Annotated in this window: 13 protein-coding genes and 1 pseudogene; 7 read left to right on the plus strand and 7 right to left on the minus strand. The window is 34.5% G+C overall.

Features of this window, described 5'->3' with window-relative positions:
- The first annotated feature begins 11 nt into the window (after positions 1-11).
- On the plus strand, positions 12-842 hold the full coding sequence (gene fdhD, locus NBG71_RS17355; RefSeq protein ID WP_109419596.1) for a formate dehydrogenase accessory sulfurtransferase FdhD: 831 nt from the start codon (positions 12-14) through the stop codon (positions 840-842).
- Here the strand turns inward: fdhD and NBG71_RS17360 are convergent.
- The 3 genes from NBG71_RS17360 to umoA form a co-directional block, all read right to left on the minus strand.
- Complete coding sequence (locus tag NBG71_RS17360; RefSeq protein WP_191901681.1) at positions 839-1,603, minus strand: GNAT family N-acetyltransferase; 765 nt, start codon at positions 1,601-1,603, stop codon at positions 839-841. The genes fdhD and NBG71_RS17360 overlap by 4 nt on opposite strands.
- Before the next feature lie 35 nt (positions 1,604-1,638).
- A complete protein-coding gene (locus tag NBG71_RS17365) occupies positions 1,639-2,502 on the minus strand; it encodes an ATP-grasp fold amidoligase family protein (RefSeq protein WP_075673725.1) in 864 nt (287 codons plus the stop codon).
- Between the two features lie 257 nt (positions 2,503-2,759).
- Positions 2,760-3,296, minus strand: coding sequence for a UmoA family flagellar biogenesis regulator (gene umoA / locus NBG71_RS17370; protein ID WP_099659545.1), 537 nt, complete (start codon positions 3,294-3,296; stop codon positions 2,760-2,762).
- A gap of 199 nt (positions 3,297-3,495) precedes the next feature.
- Here umoA and NBG71_RS17375 point away from each other — a divergent pair, with 199 nt between their 5' ends.
- From NBG71_RS17375 to NBG71_RS17400, 6 genes are all read left to right on the plus strand, one after another.
- On the plus strand, positions 3,496-4,464 hold the full coding sequence (locus NBG71_RS17375) for a nitrilase family protein (RefSeq protein ID WP_191901682.1): 969 nt from the start codon (positions 3,496-3,498) through the stop codon (positions 4,462-4,464).
- 174 nt (positions 4,465-4,638) lie between these two features.
- On the plus strand, positions 4,639-5,526 hold the full coding sequence (locus tag NBG71_RS17380) for a LysR family transcriptional regulator (RefSeq protein ID WP_191901683.1): 888 nt from the start codon (positions 4,639-4,641) through the stop codon (positions 5,524-5,526).
- A gap of 432 nt (positions 5,527-5,958) precedes the next feature.
- Positions 5,959-6,720, plus strand: coding sequence for a Slam-dependent surface lipoprotein (locus NBG71_RS17385; protein ID WP_191901684.1), 762 nt, complete (start codon positions 5,959-5,961; stop codon positions 6,718-6,720).
- Between the two features lie 211 nt (positions 6,721-6,931).
- On the plus strand, positions 6,932-8,293 hold the full coding sequence (locus NBG71_RS17390; RefSeq protein WP_250917046.1) for a surface lipoprotein assembly modifier: 1,362 nt from the start codon (positions 6,932-6,934) through the stop codon (positions 8,291-8,293).
- Between the two features lie 41 nt (positions 8,294-8,334).
- Positions 8,335-11,379 carry a TonB-dependent receptor domain-containing protein gene (locus tag NBG71_RS17395; RefSeq protein ID WP_250917047.1) on the plus strand — a complete coding sequence of 1,015 codons (3,045 nt, stop codon included), beginning with the start codon at positions 8,335-8,337 and terminating at the stop codon, positions 11,377-11,379.
- Positions 11,380-11,406: 27 nt separating this feature from the next.
- Complete coding sequence (locus tag NBG71_RS17400) at positions 11,407-12,207, plus strand: energy transducer TonB (protein ID WP_075673275.1); 801 nt, start codon at positions 11,407-11,409, stop codon at positions 12,205-12,207.
- Positions 12,208-12,376: 169 nt separating this feature from the next.
- Here NBG71_RS17400 and NBG71_RS17405 read toward each other — a convergent pair whose 3' ends face one another.
- The 4 genes and pseudogenes from NBG71_RS17405 to NBG71_RS17420 all read right to left on the minus strand — a co-directional run bounded on the left by NBG71_RS17405 (position 12,377) and on the right by NBG71_RS17420 (position 17,307).
- Positions 12,377-12,838 carry a DUF1097 domain-containing protein gene (locus tag NBG71_RS17405; RefSeq protein ID WP_164530788.1) on the minus strand — a complete coding sequence of 154 codons (462 nt, stop codon included), beginning with the start codon at positions 12,836-12,838 and terminating at the stop codon, positions 12,377-12,379.
- Between the two features lie 1,009 nt (positions 12,839-13,847).
- Positions 13,848-15,162 (minus strand): annotated as a pseudogene (locus NBG71_RS17410) (type II toxin-antitoxin system HipA family toxin).
- Positions 15,163-15,420, minus strand: coding sequence for a helix-turn-helix domain-containing protein (locus NBG71_RS17415; protein ID WP_072070485.1), 258 nt, complete (start codon positions 15,418-15,420; stop codon positions 15,163-15,165).
- A gap of 951 nt (positions 15,421-16,371) precedes the next feature.
- Complete coding sequence (locus NBG71_RS17420) at positions 16,372-17,307, minus strand: retron St85 family RNA-directed DNA polymerase (RefSeq protein ID WP_250917048.1); 936 nt, start codon at positions 17,305-17,307, stop codon at positions 16,372-16,374.

Here is a 17,307-nt window from a genome sequence, read left to right on the forward strand (position 1 = left end):
GAATTCATCTTATGGATGAAACAAAATCGACAAAATTGTTAACTAAACGTGTAATCATTGGCGTAGATCAAACAATTGTGCAACACAAAGGATCGCTTAGCAGACAAGAAGACGATTATATTGCACTCGAAGTTCCTGTTGCATTAGTGTACAACGGAATTTCTCACGTCGTTATGATGGCAAGCCCTAAAAATTTAGAGTTGTTTGCTGTCGGATTTTCTTTATCCGAAGGCATTATAGAATCTTCTAATGAAATTCGCAGTATCGAAATTGTGGAAAGTTGTAACGGTGGCATTGAAGTTCAAGTTGAATTATCAAGCCGACGTTTTATGGGATTAAAAGAACGTCGTCGCAATATGACTGGCCGTACTGGCTGTGGTATTTGTGGAACTGAACAACTGGAAGAGATTTTCCGTCCTATTACGCCGTTACCTTTTACACAAACGTTTTCACTTTCAAACCTTGATAAAGCGTTAGAGCAGATGACAACCGTTCAAGAAATTGGAGAGCTAACGGGTTGTACTCATGCCGCTGTTTGGTTGTCGCCAGAAGGTGAAATGCAAGGGGGATGTGAAGATGTTGGTCGTCATGTTGCACTTGATAAGCTTTTAGGTATGAAAGCACAAGAAAAATGGAATGAAGGTGCGGTATTAGTCTCTAGTCGAGCCAGTTATGAAATGGTGCAAAAAGCTGCTATGTGTGGCGCAGAAATTTTATTCGCTGTTTCTGCGGCAACCTCTTTAGCTGTTGAAGTGGCTAATAAATACAATGTGACGCTGGTGGGTTTTTGTCGTCGCGGAAGAGCAACAGTGTTTACTCATCCACAACGACTGATTGACTAATTAATATCGTGGAACATCCAAAGGTTGGGTTCAAGATAAGTGCCAAATTGGTGTTGAATATCAATACTCACCGGCGCAAGCCCCATAGGAATGGCATAATCACCATTTGTTGGAAATTGTAGCGACGTCCATTGTTCCCACGTTTCTATCGGGGCTTCGATTTTCATAGACTGTGGGGCTATTTTGATAACCTTTGCACCTAATCGCCAGTGTGTCCGTATCCAAGGATCAAAAGGTTCATTATTATGATTCTGCCATTGGCAATATTCTTCAAAAGAGTGCAGTGGATAGCGGTGTTTTAATGTGGGACGAACGGGAACCACAACACCAAGATAACCTTGTTTTCTTGCGTATACTTTTAATGCATTAATTAAAAGCTGGGGAATACCTTGGCCACGATAGCGGTTATCAACGGTTACAGATAATGCTGAAATAAGTTGGCATGGGAGCTGTTTTTCATCTGCTTGCATACCTAATTCAAATACACAATCCCAGCCATTATCAGGAAGTGCATCAAAACTGTTGTGTTCCCAAGGTAAAGCGACAGCGTTTATTACACCAACGACTTCTTCTTGATCGTTTTCTTTTAATACTGCGAGAAATTGATAATCAGAAAAAGGAGGTGCATATAAGCGATCCCAATAGCTTTCATTAACCGATGTTCCCATCATAAAAGCAGGCCAATGAGCTCCTATCATTTTTTCTGCTTTTTCGAGTAAATCAGTACGGGACTGAAAATGTGTAATTACGATATTCTTCATAGTTAATTAATTTATTAATAAACGTAGTCAGCCGATTATGACCACAATGCACCTAATTTGTAATCCCACTCTTTAGGTTTGATGGGGATACGTCCTGCATTTGGAGTAAAAGTCATTTCGCTAAAGATAAGCTTATTTTCAGACATTAAAAAATCAACTCGACAATAATTAAAGTCACTTGCCATTTTAGCGGCTAATTGCAACATATTTTCAAATTGAGCTGGTTTTTCAACATGTTCTGGAGTGTTGGGATCTTCTAATGTGATAGGTTGTAACTGCCAATTTGTATCATACACATTAATATACTCATTCCCTTTGGTGTCAGAAATATCAATTTCAGCATAAAGAGGCTGACCATTAAAACAGTGAAGACGACAAGTTGTTGGTATCATTGGCTTTTGTGTATCAAATAAATCAATATATTCTTCGCAGAGAATTTGAGCCTTGATATTTTTATAATGCCATTCGCGCGTGACAGGATAGAGATTACGTTTTAAATGAAACTGAAGCTTTTTCTTTGCTTTTTCAAAATCAAAAGTGGTTTTATCAAGGCAGATGATTGTACTACCACTGTCATGATTACATTTGAGTACAAAACGTGAAGGAAGTTGAGTAATATCGATTTCATCAGGATGAGAATAGGTGTTAATGATAGGAACAAGATAGTGTGGGCCAATCTTTTCTATCACATAATCTCTGACTTTGATTTTATCAGCTAAGCGCGTATAAATTGGATTTCTATCGAATAGCATACGAGCATTAATTTTTTCATTAAGTGATGTCGGTATTTTAAAGTTAGGCTGATAACCTAAGTTACGTATAAACTTGTTCTTTAAATACACACGATCAGGCAATGCGAGAGTTCGAAACTGTTTGAAATAATATTCTATGATTTTCATAAGCTAATGATTATTTTAAATAGATAAGTGAAATAAAAACTAACTTTTCTTTGAATTAAACTTCTATATAAAGAAATAATTAAATTAAATAGAAATTAAGAGAATAATGTCAGTTATTGATATTCTTATATTTTTTTTATTTATATAAACTTAGAAAGTATTAACGTAGGTTAATATTCAAAGTACTTATTTTAATAAAAGAAAAAATGATGACATTAAGAGAGAGTTAACAAAAAGGAATATTGATTAAGAGTATATTAATTTGATGACCATTTAGTTATATGAATTGGTTTATCCCAATTATTAAAGCGTAATCCTTTGCCTGTTCTATTTCCGTGAGCATCTAATATCTCATAATACTCTTCGACGATTTGGCTACGGCCACGTTGCCATTCATTGGTTGTTGCAAAAGGATCAATCAAATAGATATCGCCGACAACGGTATATAGTTCACCTAAATAGCGAATTTTCTTCGTACTACTATTTGAATAGTGAGAAAACATAATTTGGTAGGTTTTGTAGTGTTCCGGTTGACCATAAGGACCATATTTCATTGCAATATAGCGAATGCCTTGAGGATCAGAATGGCTTGCACCACCCGGAACGGGCATATCTGGTGTGATATTAAAAAGAGTATATCGAGAACTTGCCGTTGGCTGTCTTAATGCTTGCCGATAGCTTTGTGTATCTAATCCAGAAGCTGGCCATGTTCTATCCACTAAGCCATCTCCCGCTAAACAGGAAACAGATAATCCTAACAATGAAAGAATTATAAATAGGAACTTAGCAGACATAAATACTCCTTTATTGCCATTATGATGCCAAAAAATAAGGTAATTGTTCCGTGAAACAGAGGTGTATAACCCTGTTATTTCTTGCTGTTATCTAATTTCATTCCAAATGGTTATCAAAAATAGAGAATAAGTGATTATCTTTTAAGCAATAAATACGTTTTTATATTGATAGAGATATCAGGCTTAATAGGTGAAACGTATGAATACATCTAAAACATTACACGTTGCTACAGTGCAGTTTCAGCATAAAGCAAACGACAAAGCTTATAATTTAGCGAAAATCCATCAATTTATAGATAGTGCAGCCAGTCAGCAGGTGAATGTATTAGTGCTTCCTGAAATGTGTATTACTGGATATTGGCACGTTCCTCAATTGCCAGAACATGCGGTCTATGCATTAAGCGAGCGTGTTTCTGATAGTGAGTCTTTAGCGTTAATCAAACAAAAAGCGATAGCGTATCAAATGGCGATAGGTGTCGGGCTTATTGAGCAAGCAGAAGATAATACACTCTATAATACATGGGTTGTTTGTATGCCTGACGGCTCTTTGCATAAGCATCGGAAATTACATGCCTTCGAACATCCGATCATCAAAAGTGGTGAGCAATACACCGTATTTGAAACCCCTTGGGGCGTTAAAATGGGAGTATTAATTTGCTGGGATAATAATTTGGTTGAGAATGCACGGGCTAATGCATTATTAGGTGCTGATATTTTACTCGCACCTCATCAAACAGGTGGAACAAATTCACGTAGTCCACATAGTATGAAGCCGATCCCTATGACACTTTGGGAAAATCGACATCAAGATCCCAAATCATTACAAGAGGCATTTCAAGGAGAGTATGGAAGAGGTTGGTTAATGCGTTGGTTGCCAGCAAGAGCCCATGATAACGGCATGTTTGTGTTATTTAGTAATGGTGTAGGCCGTGATGAGGAAGAAATTCGCACAGGTAATGCGATGATCATTGACCCTTATGGACGAGTAATAAAAGAGAGCAAAGCAATTGATGATGATATGGTGATTGCAGATCTTGATCTTACATTATTAGAAAATTCAACAGGAAGACGTTGGCTAACAGGGCGAAGACCTGAACTTTATTCGATATTAACGACAAGATTAGGAAATGAACAAGATCCTATTTCAGTTCGATTTGGTAAAGAGTAATTCAATAAAAAAACAGCTTTCATTTTGTTGGCTGTTTTTGTTTTGGTTAAAGAATAATCTCAATTTAATTTATTTGTTTTACTTATTAATGTATTGCTGTTGGTTATTAATTTTATTTATTTATTCTATGTTAGAATAATAAAAGGAAAAATAAGATAGGATCAATAATTAATCATGGATACCCGTTTATTGAATGCATTTGTTGTTTTAGCTGAAACAGAACATTTTGGTGAAGCTTCATCAAGGCTTTTTATTAGCCAACCCGCACTCACTAAACAGATAAAAACATTAGAATCTCAGTTGGGTGTCACTCTTTTTCAGCGTGGGCGTCACGGCGCAAAATTAACCCCTGAAGGACAGTATTTACTGAGTCAATCTCAGTCAGTCTTAAGAGAAGCCCGTATTCTAGAAAAACAAGCTCGCCAATTAAGTGCACCTCAAAAAGTAGAGCTGTATGCAGGATTTGGTCTGTCCTCATTAAATTTTATTACACCATTATTGGCAAAATTTAATCGTGTTCACCCTGATATTACTGTTCATATTGATGATATGCCTTCTAACACAATGGAAGACAAATTACTTTTGGGTGAGCTTGATCTGGCATTTTCACGTTTACCGGTTACAGAGCCACTAAAAAGTATTTCATTAGTGCAAGAGCGATTAATGTTAGCAATCCCCACGCAAACTATTATGGTGCTAGAGGCTGATGATGATCCACTCCACTACTTTAATACGCTTGGGCTTATTCAGTTGTCTCCTGAAAAAGGAAAAAAACTGTATCAACAAATCCATGATTTTCTAAAACATCATCAAATCAAACCTCGTGTATTACAACAATCACAAGATATTCAAACGCAGTTAGCATTAGTTGCCGCAGGATTAGGTATGGCATTGGTGCCTAAAAATGCAGAACTTATTTGTGACAAACAAAAAGTCACTTTATTGCCACTGTCTGGTTTGTATACACAATGGGAAATAGGTGTTATTTGGAATAATAATATTCAGAATAAAGATCGTGATATCTTTATAAAAATAATTTATGAGGAAATAAATAAAATATAGTGAATGAAAAAGGTTTTTAATTTGAGTAATGATTATATTTCTAACATATAATTTATAATAAAGCTAAAATACCTAATAAATATTAATTAGTCTTAAAACAAATAAAGATAAATAATTGCGAGACTGTTCACAGAAATAAACATGAAATATTTATTTGTTTTTTATGTGTTTAAATAAAAAATCAAAGTAAATCATTTAATTAATTTAATTCTCATAACATAAATAGGGTTAATTAAAATCTCTCTAATTAAAATGTGTTATTTACAATAAAAGAGATTTATTTAATATTACCTACGAACAACACAGCAAACTTTATATTCGTAAGTGAAGCTGGAACGATAGATAAAATATCAATATTTCTGTAAGTGGCTACTTGTTATTTCTATTTATAATAAGTAGCCACACCCTTCAATGAATAATAAGGAAGTTATTATGAATAAACGTAATAAATTAGTCTGCGCATTATTTATATTAATGGGCTCTCATGCAGTACATGCTGAAATTCACTCTAATCAAAGTGGCCCTTTAACGACAATGAAAGTCGGTGCAAGTGATGCTATACAGCGTGGTCATAGTCAAATACCAGGTGGAGAGCCGGGTGTTGGTATTAGTACAGTAGGAGGTGGGAAAAAAATTGGTTTTGCTTCATTAACCTCGCCAAGAATGAGTAGTGGAGCGGATAGTAATGGAATTTATACAGTTCAATCTAATCATCAACATAGTGATATGGGGGTTTTCCACTTTTCCAAAATCACGGATGCCAATGTCTATTTTGGTGACTGGGCAAAAACAACATCAGCAACGGATGCGACACACCAAACCTATTATGTCGGTAAAGATGTTACAACCACATTACCAGCAGATAGTGCCACTTATACGGTAACGGGTATTAGCCAATACAGTGGTAGTAACTTACTTTCAGGTTCGTTTGATGTTGATTTTTCACAAAAGAAAATCGAAGGTTCGCTGACTAATAGCCAACGTACGGTTGATTTAGCAGGAGGAAATCTTTATACCGCAAATAACCAAGTGACGTTTTCTGCAGATGCAAATGAAGGGTCAACATCAGGGGTTGTTGAAGGCGCTTTCTTTGGTGAAAGTGCAGAAGCATTAGCGGGTATTGTGGTGTTTAGTTCAGATCATAAAAAAGACATTAGTTTTGGTGGTACGAAAAATAGCAGTGACAGTGAATAAATGACAGCAAGCACGGACGCTTCTTGATTTTTTCAAAAATAACATTATAGATTTATTTGGTAATACAATCGGTTAATTCTTTAAAAGTGGTATTAGTGGTCATTACGCTAAATGTTAGCAACAGATAATCTGGTATAGGGTTATCTGTTTTTTTTTATCTAAATTAAGCCGATTTAAAGGAATTGTTCTTTTGTTTTTATAAGGATATACCATGAATTATGATCAACTTTTAACCAGAGGGTTACTGGCTGTATTGCTCATTGTATTTTCATTTAATGGGAGCGCAAAAGAGAGTCGCGACAAGTTATTTTTTTATCTTGAAACAACGAGTACAGCTAAAGTAGGTCAGCAACTTTATCACTATTTGCAACAGCAACAGTGGCGAAAAGCAGAAAAATTACTGCTTTATTATCAGCAACAACCCCAACATGAAGCATTACTTGTTAATTATGCAAAGGCGTTATTGGCACAAAATAGAGGTGATTTTTTAAACGCTGAATTTTATTATCAGCAACAACTTAAGCAAAAAGCCGATTTTATCCCAGCCCAAACAGGATTAATTCAACTTTATTTTCATTTACGAGAATATAAAAAAGCACAGAAACAACTTAATCAACTGAGCAACATTGTTGATTTATCTAAAGATATTATCCAATCTATTGAGTTTTATAAGGTTAAGTTAGCCTCTTATTTTCAAGGCCAACGTTTCTATCAACTTGGCTTTTTTTATGATGATAATATTAACCATGCACCTTACTTATCTGAAAAAATTATTTCTCAATCCACTCAAAGAAAAACGACGCTAAGAGGTGCAAAACCTATTGCATCTACAGGAATTACTCATTATTTTTCTTTTTATCAACCTTTTATTATTTATTCTCACCATACTTTTTCTTCTTATACTTATGCTAGATATATAGATTATCACTCTCACCGTAATGCCAATTTTTTTGCATTATATACACAACTGGGCTACCGCTATCAAAAACCGCAATATCAGTGGTCAATAACACCTTATTACGAAATAAAATCATCACGGGAACAATATGAATATCAAGCATGGGGAAATGAAACACAGCTTTCCTATTTTATTAATAAAAAGCAAACTATTAATTTAAGCTTGGATTATAAAATAAAGAAATATCAAAAAACGTTAAATAATTTAAATAGTAAGCGAGTAAGTTATAGTGCTTACCATAACTATTATTTTAATAATGGAATACACTTAGTTAATCAATTAAATTATCAGTTAGATCGTAAAAAAAACACTTTATTAAATTATCAGCTGTATGGTATAAAAACTGGCGTTTATTATCCATTGTCAGCTAATTGGCATATCTCTCTTTTTTTACAGCATCAATTTAAATATTTTAATAACTATAACCCTTTATTAAAAAAGAGAAGAAAAGACAATGGTTTTATTTTTACAACCAATATTAAAAGCAAATCACCTTTTGTTTTAGGGTGTTATCCCACAATGGAATTACGTTATACCCGAAGATTAAGCAATGTGGATTGGTTATATCAATATCAGCAACATGAAGTGTTATTTAAATTAGAAAAACAATTTTAATTAAATAAGTGACTTCCTTTATTAATTGAATAGGTAAAACAATGCATGTAATGCTTTTTAGAAAGCGAAAAATTGTTTCAATCTTCGTTTCTCTATCGCTATTTTCTCCTTGCTTTTATCTGCAAGCCAAAGAAGATAAAACCGATCTTGGTCATATTCAGATTTCTGATAATAAAGAAAAAGATAAACAGGGTTATTCACAAGTTTATGAGAAAGATGTTTCTAATGTTTATTTAGGAAAAGAGCTATTAGAGCGTTATCAAGGCGTTTCTCCCGCTGATTTACTAAAAAGCGCCATTGGTGTTTATAGTGGCGAAGCGCGTAATGGGGGAGCGCTTGATCCTAATATTCGAGGTATTCAAGGGCAAGGTAGAATACCTGTGACTGTCGATGGTACAGAGCAGGCAATTACTGTTTATCGAGGTTATAGTGGCGCATCTAATCGTAATTATATTGATTCTAATCTGATTAGCAGTATCTATATTGAAAAAGGTCCCTCATTAACACCTGATATGAAAACCGGTATTGGTGGGGGTATTGCAGTAAAAACCTTAGATATTCGAGATATTGTACCTATTGGCGATTCTTTTGGTATTAACTTTAAAGGGGATATTAGTAATAACTCCACACGGTATAAAGAAGTCTATTTAGATATGCTCGGAGATTATCGCAATTATCCTTATTTCTATCATCATGGTTCAAAGGTCGTTGATCCAGCTTTAGAAATAACCCCTCAAAAAAATAAAGATTGGCACTTTCATGATCATTCATTTCGACTTGGGATTGGTTTTGAAAAAGAAAAATTTAATTTATTATTTACCTATGCATTACGAGAAAAAGGAAATTATTTAGCAGGAAAAAGAAATACAGAAGCTTATCTCGAAACGGATGATATGAAGGCAATCCATTCTATTGATTATAAATTAAGGTTAACGCCTTATGTTCCTTTTATTGCCCATATTTATCGTCCTGGTAATGAAGTCCCTAATACCTCCAGTCGTAATCGTTCCTTTTTAGTAAAAGGAACATTATTCCCCGAATCAACACACCGTTTTTCGATTAACTATCGATACACAGACTTACTGTTTGGCGATATTATGCCTCTGAGATTAGAGTGGGCTCGTTACGAAAAAAATGTCGTGACTCAATGGCCACTAGCAACGATTAATCAACAGGCGGGAATATTAACTTATCAGTGGAAACCAGAAGATAAGCAAGCGGATTTTCTGTTACGTTTATGGGGTAATTTAACTTCAGGGCATACGAATACTCGTGGTGGTGAACCCAGAGTCTCAATGGAGATTGATTATGACGAAAGGTATTTATCTAAATGGGATGCAAAAGTAGATACCCGTTTTATTGATACAGCATCTCTTTATCAAGAGAACAATCGCTATGGCGTGGATTTATCTTCGATATTTAAATTATCGCCTCAATTTTCTATTTCATTTTCCAGTAATTATCAATTTGAAAAATTAGACAGTGATGAAATTAAAATTCCTGAAAATTTTGATTTTGTTACCTCAGGGAGAGCAGGACAACGTCATGAAATTAACTTAGCCCTTTCCACAGATTGGAAGCCACTTTCTTGGTTAGCCATTACTGCGGGTGGGAAATACCATTATTATCATTTAACAGATACTTTTTTAAATAATAAGCGAAGGAATAACGTAAAAGGTTATGAGAAAACTCCCTCTATTAGAGGATATATAGTAAGTTATAAAAGAACATTGACACAGGAAGAGTGTTATTTAGTTGGCACTCTATGTGGAATTACGGAACAACAGTTACCAGAAAAATATAAAAGAGTAATAAGAGATCCTGAACTTAGAGAAAAAAGAAGGATAGTACAAGCGTATAAATTAACTCATCCAGAGTATGAAAAACTACCTGATAATATAAAAAAAGAAATTAATCGTAAAATAAAAATCTCAAAACAAATGCATTTTGAAAATAGAACATATCTCCGTGATGAGAATGGAAATGTTGTTTTCAACTCTACTACTATGAGACCAATGAAAACAGAGTTATTATATTGGGGTCTTGATGAAGATGGAGAGTTATTAAAAAGCAATAATATTTTGTTAAACGGTTATATTAATATTAATGAAAAAGTACCTGATCCAATTACAGGTGAATTAGTTAATAAATATGAAATGGGCGTTTCTAATCCAATACCTATTTATCTTGATGATGATAAAGATAGTTTTGCACCAGAGGCCAGCTATCATCATGGCGCATTTTCACCCTTAGTGTCTGCGACGGTATATGCCAACGATATATTGCGTTTTTATGGACGTTATACTGAGCAGCTACGGTTACCCAGTTTATTTGAAGATACCAGTGGTTTTTCTGGGTCAAAAGCGCGTTATTACGGTTTTAAATTAAAACCCGAGCGTGCGAAAAGTGCTGAGTTAGGTGTTGTGTTTGATTTGACAGATTGGCTAAATGTGGAGCGCCATGCCGATATTAAAATTAACTATTTTCGTACCAATATTGAAAATGTGTTTGATAGAGATGCGAATTGGCAAATTAGGCAATTTGAAAAGCAAATATTAGAGGGGTTAGAGGTTCAAGCTCGCTTTGATAATGGCTTTATTTTTATGGATACGGCTTTAGTTTATAGCCATAAAAATAAAGTATGTGATAAAAATGCCTTTAGTAACTACGATCCTTCAGGGTTATTAGGTGTTAAACAATGTATGACGGGGGGTTATCCCGGTGGTTTTTTACGTACTTCTATCCAACCTAAATATTCGGTTAATTTACATTTAGGTACTCGTTGGTTAGATAATAAATTAGAAGTTGGAAGTCGTTGGCTTTATTCATCAGAAGTGGAAAATAAAGATGAAAAATGGCTAAAAGAAAAATTACCACGAGAAATGTATGGCAGAAATAACAACCCAATGCGTTGGGCAAAAGTCTTTACCGTTGATGCTTATATTAACTATCAGTATAGCCCTAATTTATCTTTTGAAATAACAGGCAGTAATTTATTAAACGAATACTACATTGATCCTTTAACGCGATCAGGTATGCCTGCACCCGGAAGAACATTCCGATTAGGTGTGACTGCACAATTTTAACTAAAAGAGAGTAAGGAGCTTTTATTTATGTTGGCACTTTCTGTCAGGCAACCGCTTAATATTTATTATTGGCTGATTGGCATATCGTTAGTTTATATCGCCATATTAAGTTGGGTGTTACGTTCACTTTCTATGACAGAAAGTGCGCACCATATTCATCAGCAACAAGAAAATACATTATCCGTTTACCAAGTGGTATTTTCACCGCCTCAACAATCAACAGTCGTGCCGGAACCTTTAGTGGAAACGGAGCCACAAGAAACGCCTATTGTTTTACCCATTGCCGAAAAAGGGGAGTTTGTTGAAGCACCAAAGAAAATACCTGAAAAAATAAAAGAAAAGCCCACACCTATAAAACCAAAACCAATTACACCCGTAAAAAAACAGGTGGTGCAAGAAAAAGTAGAGCCGACAAAACAACGTGATTTAGAAAGCCAAATAGTGCAAACGACTTCAGAAGCCTCGGCAGAAAACTTAACGCAACATACGGCAAGTTCGTTAGCAGGAAGAAGTCATGCATTAAGCGAGAAAGGAATAGGGCAAGGCGAATCTGATAATCACTATATTAGTTCACTGCGTCGAGAAATAGAGCGTCATAAACGTTATCCATCACAAGCACGTCGTATGCAACATGAAGGTCAGGTGGTGGTCAGTTTTTCACTCACATCAGAAGGTGTGATTTCAAGGGTTGAGATAGAAAGTACTTCTGGGATTTCTTCCCTTGATAATGCGGCTATTGCTGCGGTTAAACGCGTAAAACCCATAGGTCCTAAACCCGAAAACTTATTGAACCCTTTAATTGTCTCGTTAGATTTTCAATTAAATTAATAAACGAATGAAAGCACTCAACAGAATTTTTGTTTTACGTTATTTCCTAAGGTTTACATAACGTTATCAGGTTATGTTCCTATTGTTGGAACACTATATTTTGGAGTAATAAAAAAGCGGCTTTAGCATGACTAAATACCGCTTTTAGATTTAAGTTAGCATAAATAAATTACGCTGTTTTTGGCCATTTATTGGCCACCCAAAGTCCACTCATTTTCATGGCATAACCAAATAAAACACCGACAATTAATGAAGGGATGGTTTGAGAAAGATCCCCTTGAGCGGCAAATATAGTGCATGCTCCAATAAAGGTGCCGGGAATATAAGCAAGTAGTACACTTTTAGCTTGAATACACATCACAAAGGCAATAACACCTGTGACAGCATAGCCAAAAATAGAAATATCACTAAAGATTTGGCTACCGTAAATAATCGCCAATGCCCAAATCACGCCACTCATAATGGTAGCCATAGTGACAGCTAATCCTTTAATACCTTCTTTAGGATAAGCAAAATAGGCGGTGCAACCCAAAAAGCCAGCCCAGCTTAATAAATCAAATTGATTAGCAATAAATGCCCAAATGGCAGAAAGAATGCCTGTTGTCAGCGCAGTAAAATAAAGCGTTCTCACGATAGACTCTTAAATATAAGGGGGATATTTACCCAGTTAACTAAAAACGAAGTTTAGCATTGTCATTGACTGATTTTCTATATTTAGATCATTAAAATGCACATTTAATAATGGTATTAATACGTGTTAGATATATTGTTCTTTATTCAAGATAGAAAAAATAAAAAGTAAACGATTGCGTAATAAATTTTATTTATTAAATGTAAAAATAAATATTTAACTACGTATTATTTATTGATATTTAATTTATTTTTATTCTTCAATAATATGAATATAAAGAGTTCGAAGAGAATAAGGACAATTGTTTTCGGTTTCAATTAGTGTAAAACCATGTCTTTCATAAAGTTGAATTAGATTTTTATTATTTTCGCATTCTAATATAATGATCCTACCACCAATAAGAGTTTTTGCTTCTGATAAGACGGCATAACATTCAAGATTAACTTTAAAGGATAAAGAGAAGTAAGCAAGAATTTCACCATTATCATTTAATATTAAATAGGTTCGTGCATTATTAGTTTGCTCAAATCTTATTGCTTTAGTAGAAGAAGTTAAAAATTTCTCAACGTCACTATTTAAATTATTAGAAAAACTACCTAAGAGCTTAATTGTTGTTTCTTTACCAAACTCTTTTAGTAGTTTTCCAAGTTGGATAATCGTTGTTTTAATAACGCAATTCCTTGTCTATTTTCTGTTTCGTAATTCCGTTTTACTATTTTTATATGTCGAGGATAACTTAAAGCATTCTGTATAAGTTCAATAGACTGTTTGTCCTTAACAATAAAATTTTTACTAAAAGAAGTCGTGGCCATTGATATCTCCTATGATTTTCTTTCTGGAAAATATAGTAATGTTGATTAGTATAAATAAGGATTAATTGTTTAAAAAACAAACTACAAAGATGAGTAAAGCTATCACTTAATTATTAAAAAACGACTATAGCGTGTAAATCGAACTTTACCTGCTATAACCGTTAAGTTAAGGTTTACACGGTATAGCAGGTAAGCTGCTAAATATGGGCTAATCTTGCAGAGCGTGTTTTCATTCCATTCAATATTTTACTGCTAATTTCAGAAGGAAAATCATCAGGTAGTTGTTGTTTTACGCGCTTGATGGCATCGTCCATTTCTTTATAAAAATAACGAAGAATATCAGTCATCAATGAAGGATCGAAACTGGCTGCTTCAGCTGTTTGGTAAAAATGGCGAGGAAAAATTTGCTCTATGGCATATTTTTTGCCTCGGCTTGCCTGTAATCCCATAGCGAGTTTTGCATCTCGTGGATTAAGTCCTCGTCCTCCAAAATTGGGATAGATAGACATGATGTCATAAAGAGGCGTGAGGTGAAAACGTCCTTCTTGATTGATAAAAACAGAGAAATTCTTTGCATGCCCATCTGTTGCAGCTAAAAGCCAAAATAGTACTTGTGCCTTCATAAAATGAAAACGGTCTTGATCAGCATTTGATGAACCAAGCAAATAATTCATTGATATCAATAATGCCAGGCCCCCCTTCATTTTCATATTTTAGAGCTGAAGGTATATTTAGAATTTGGCAAAAATCTTCTTGGGGTAAGCGGATTATCCACGATTTATCTGATGAGTATTTTCTATCAAAGCGTTCTACAGCAAGCGCTTTAATATTTTCTGTTTTAACAATAAAACAGTGAGGAACAGGAAGATCAAATTCTTTGGCAATTAAGGTACAAAGATATTCATTTTCTACACTATCGGATAAATCCATTGTATAGGAATGCCCTTCAATAACACCAATGGGTAGCTTAATAATATGTGTAGTCGGCGTATTATTGTGTGGCACACACCAATGATCATCTTTTAAAAGTAATGCTGTTTTTTCTTGCGCTCCAGCGATAGAAATTCTGAAATCAGTATATTCTTCAAGCATACCGAGTGGTGTATTGGATTGATATCCTAATAGTATTTTTTCAAGTTCAGCGTTATCAAGTTTGTTATATTCTATTTTTTTTATATTAGCTGGCGTACTACTACTAGGAAGTAACCGTAATGCACCAACCGTATCTGCACCCACGGCAGTTAATAGATCAAATGGTTGATTTGAGTTTGCATTATAGCGACTCACAATACGATTTCTAATTTCAGGATTATCAGGTAAAAGATTATCAAAGAAATTATAGACACAATCTCCTTGATATTCTTGAAGTTGTAGTGGCATAGAAAGAGATATAGGGCGACTTCCTGGTTGATTAACCCAATCTTCAGCATATTGGAATGAATGCGCACCTGAGCTTTTTTTAGTAAAAATACCCACATAATATTCATTAATATACACATCAAGGCTCGCCATTTACCACTCCTCTTTCCATTCACTTTTGTGTGCTAAATTATTTTTAGCATCTTTAGGATGAATTTCCATCTCTAAATTTAGTGCGGAGAGCAGTTTAAAAAAGGTTTCTAGCTTGGTGGAATTAGGATTAAGTTCAAAATTGGACACGGTGTCTTGTCGAATTCCCACTTTTTGGGCGACTTTACCTTGAGAAAGTTTTTTTGTTAATCGGACATCTTTTAGATGGACACTGAGTTGATAGGCGTTAATTATAATCATCATCTTCTACCGGTTATAGGCGTTAATATCTAATATACCGGTTATAGCGTGTAGATCAAGATTTAGTGGTTATAGCGTGTAAATCCGACTTTACCTGCTATAACCGTTAAGTTAAGGTTTACACGGTATAGCAGGTAAGATTTAATGGTTACTTCCCAATACAGAAGCTTGAAAATCGAGCTAACTCGTTAATACATCAGCGATGCATTACCTTCAAAACATGGCTATGGGCACATTCAAGGACACAAAAGTATATAATGAATAATCAGTACCTTTGCTAGGTGCTACTGCTGAAAGTTTGCTGACCACACAACGTAATACCCTTTTTTAACCCCATTCTGATGTCCTACTGATAGACAGTGTTTTTCAGTAATCATTTGTTTAATTTGAATTTTCATAATTCTTGATTCCATAAACCATCTTTATCATACATCTTCGCTTCATACTAGTAAGCGAATTTCTGACATCTGTTTGAGTTTTAGACTGTTTGTTGCAGTGGATTTGCAGGCGATAGCTGGGTTGAAACTGATCTGCGCGCTGGCGTCACTTTCACTTGCTTATGATCTTAAAAGTGACGCCGTGTTTTGTACATTCATTAGGAAGTACGAAAGCAAAGCCTTCGGCAATGTTGTCCGATTTCTCTACAGTATTCTGTCTGTCGCTACGTTTGTAACAGGGTAGCGATAAAAGGTGTGGTCACCTGTATTGGGACAGGAGGTCGGTTTCAGCTCGAGGGATTGACTTCCAAAGGAGTTGCTTACGGGTCGCAGTTTGTCTTAGAACAGGAAGAAGCTATGGGAAACTGTTTTTAGGATTTGAAAATTAATTCTTTTGGAATATCCATGGCTAAGCCAAGTCAAGCTATAATGTAATACGGTTAGAAAAACTTATTCCAATTTGCTCTGGGCATAATCAATAAAAACTCTGGTGTCTATAAAAGTGCATCAGAAGTTATTTGTCTCTTTGTTTTTGTAATTTATAAATATTATCAGATCCATATTTAACAACCATACTTTTATAAAACGAAGGCTCAATATTTTTAGCAAATGCAAGTAGCCCTACTAATTTATTGCATTCGTCATTAGGTAATTTCTCATTTATAAAATGATGGATCATGGCAGAGATTTTTCTTTTCCTTTCTCTACCTATAGATAATTTATTATCGTTTGTTAGAGTTATACCAGTAACGTGACGATTATGTCCTTTTGAAGAAAATACTGTTTTTTCATGATTGATTCTAATCTTACCTAAAGAATATTTTGGTAGTATGTTTTCAAGCATGTCAGGTATATCAAACAAAATATCTTTATTATTTGTTGAAAAGGTTAAATCATCAGCATAACGAGTATAGTTAACGCCTATCTTAGAGCATATCTTTTGAACCTCAATATCCCAAAAGTACATCACAAAATTTGATATTAAAGGCGAGCTTGGTGCTCCAATGCTTAATCTCAAATTACTATTCCTCTTGGATTTGAAGAATAAGATATTCTCAAGTATTACTTTATCATCTGCAGTTAAATCGATATTTGCAAGTCGTAACTTTGAGAAAAATAGACGTGGTGTTATGCTAGGGAAAAAATTTTCAAAATCCATCTTCAATAAGTATTTTGTATGAAGATGGATTTGAGCGTTGGTCTTAATGCTACTACCTTTTTTATATGCAAATGCGCATTCGTGAACGGGTAATTTATCGGATAAATACTCAGTAATTGCTCGTTGTATAAATTTTAGCTCTTTCGAAGGATGTGCAATAGTTCTCTTCTTGTCTGAGTTCCTTTTTGCAATTCTATATATTTTATATCGATAAGGAGCCGTCAATGAAAAAGAAATGATTTCACTTTTCTTAGTTAACAGTAAGTCTGAAATATGCTGTAATATATCCAT

Origin of the sequence: Proteus sp. FZP2095, assembly GCF_023701425.1 — a bacterium.
Taxonomy (GTDB): Bacteria; Pseudomonadota; Gammaproteobacteria; order Enterobacterales; family Enterobacteriaceae; genus Proteus; species Proteus cibarius.

What these genes read in the sequence shown, in the direction of transcription:
- NBG71_RS17415 (WP_072070485.1), bottom strand. Translation starts at nt 15,420, where the DNA reads ATGATTATAATTAACGCCTATCAACTCAGTGTCCATCTAAAAGATGTC.
- umoA (WP_099659545.1), bottom strand. Translation starts at nt 3,296, where the DNA reads ATGTCTGCTAAGTTCCTATTTATAATTCTTTCATTGTTAGGATTATCT.
- NBG71_RS17360 (WP_191901681.1), bottom strand. Translation starts at nt 1,603, where the DNA reads ATGAAGAATATCGTAATTACACATTTTCAGTCCCGTACTGATTTACTC.
- NBG71_RS17385 (WP_191901684.1), top strand. Translation starts at nt 5,959, where the DNA reads ATGAATAAACGTAATAAATTAGTCTGCGCATTATTTATATTAATGGGC.
- NBG71_RS17395 (WP_250917047.1), top strand. Translation starts at nt 8,335, where the DNA reads ATGCATGTAATGCTTTTTAGAAAGCGAAAAATTGTTTCAATCTTCGTT.
- NBG71_RS17420 (WP_250917048.1), bottom strand. Translation starts at nt 17,307, where the DNA reads ATGGATATATTACAGCATATTTCAGACTTACTGTTAACTAAGAAAAGT.
- NBG71_RS17380 (WP_191901683.1), top strand. Translation starts at nt 4,639, where the DNA reads ATGGATACCCGTTTATTGAATGCATTTGTTGTTTTAGCTGAAACAGAA.
- fdhD (WP_109419596.1), top strand. Translation starts at nt 12, where the DNA reads ATGGATGAAACAAAATCGACAAAATTGTTAACTAAACGTGTAATCATT.
- NBG71_RS17390 (WP_250917046.1), top strand. Translation starts at nt 6,932, where the DNA reads ATGAATTATGATCAACTTTTAACCAGAGGGTTACTGGCTGTATTGCTC.
- NBG71_RS17400 (WP_075673275.1), top strand. Translation starts at nt 11,407, where the DNA reads ATGTTGGCACTTTCTGTCAGGCAACCGCTTAATATTTATTATTGGCTG.
- NBG71_RS17365 (WP_075673725.1), bottom strand. Translation starts at nt 2,502, where the DNA reads ATGAAAATCATAGAATATTATTTCAAACAGTTTCGAACTCTCGCATTG.
- NBG71_RS17375 (WP_191901682.1), top strand. Translation starts at nt 3,496, where the DNA reads ATGAATACATCTAAAACATTACACGTTGCTACAGTGCAGTTTCAGCAT.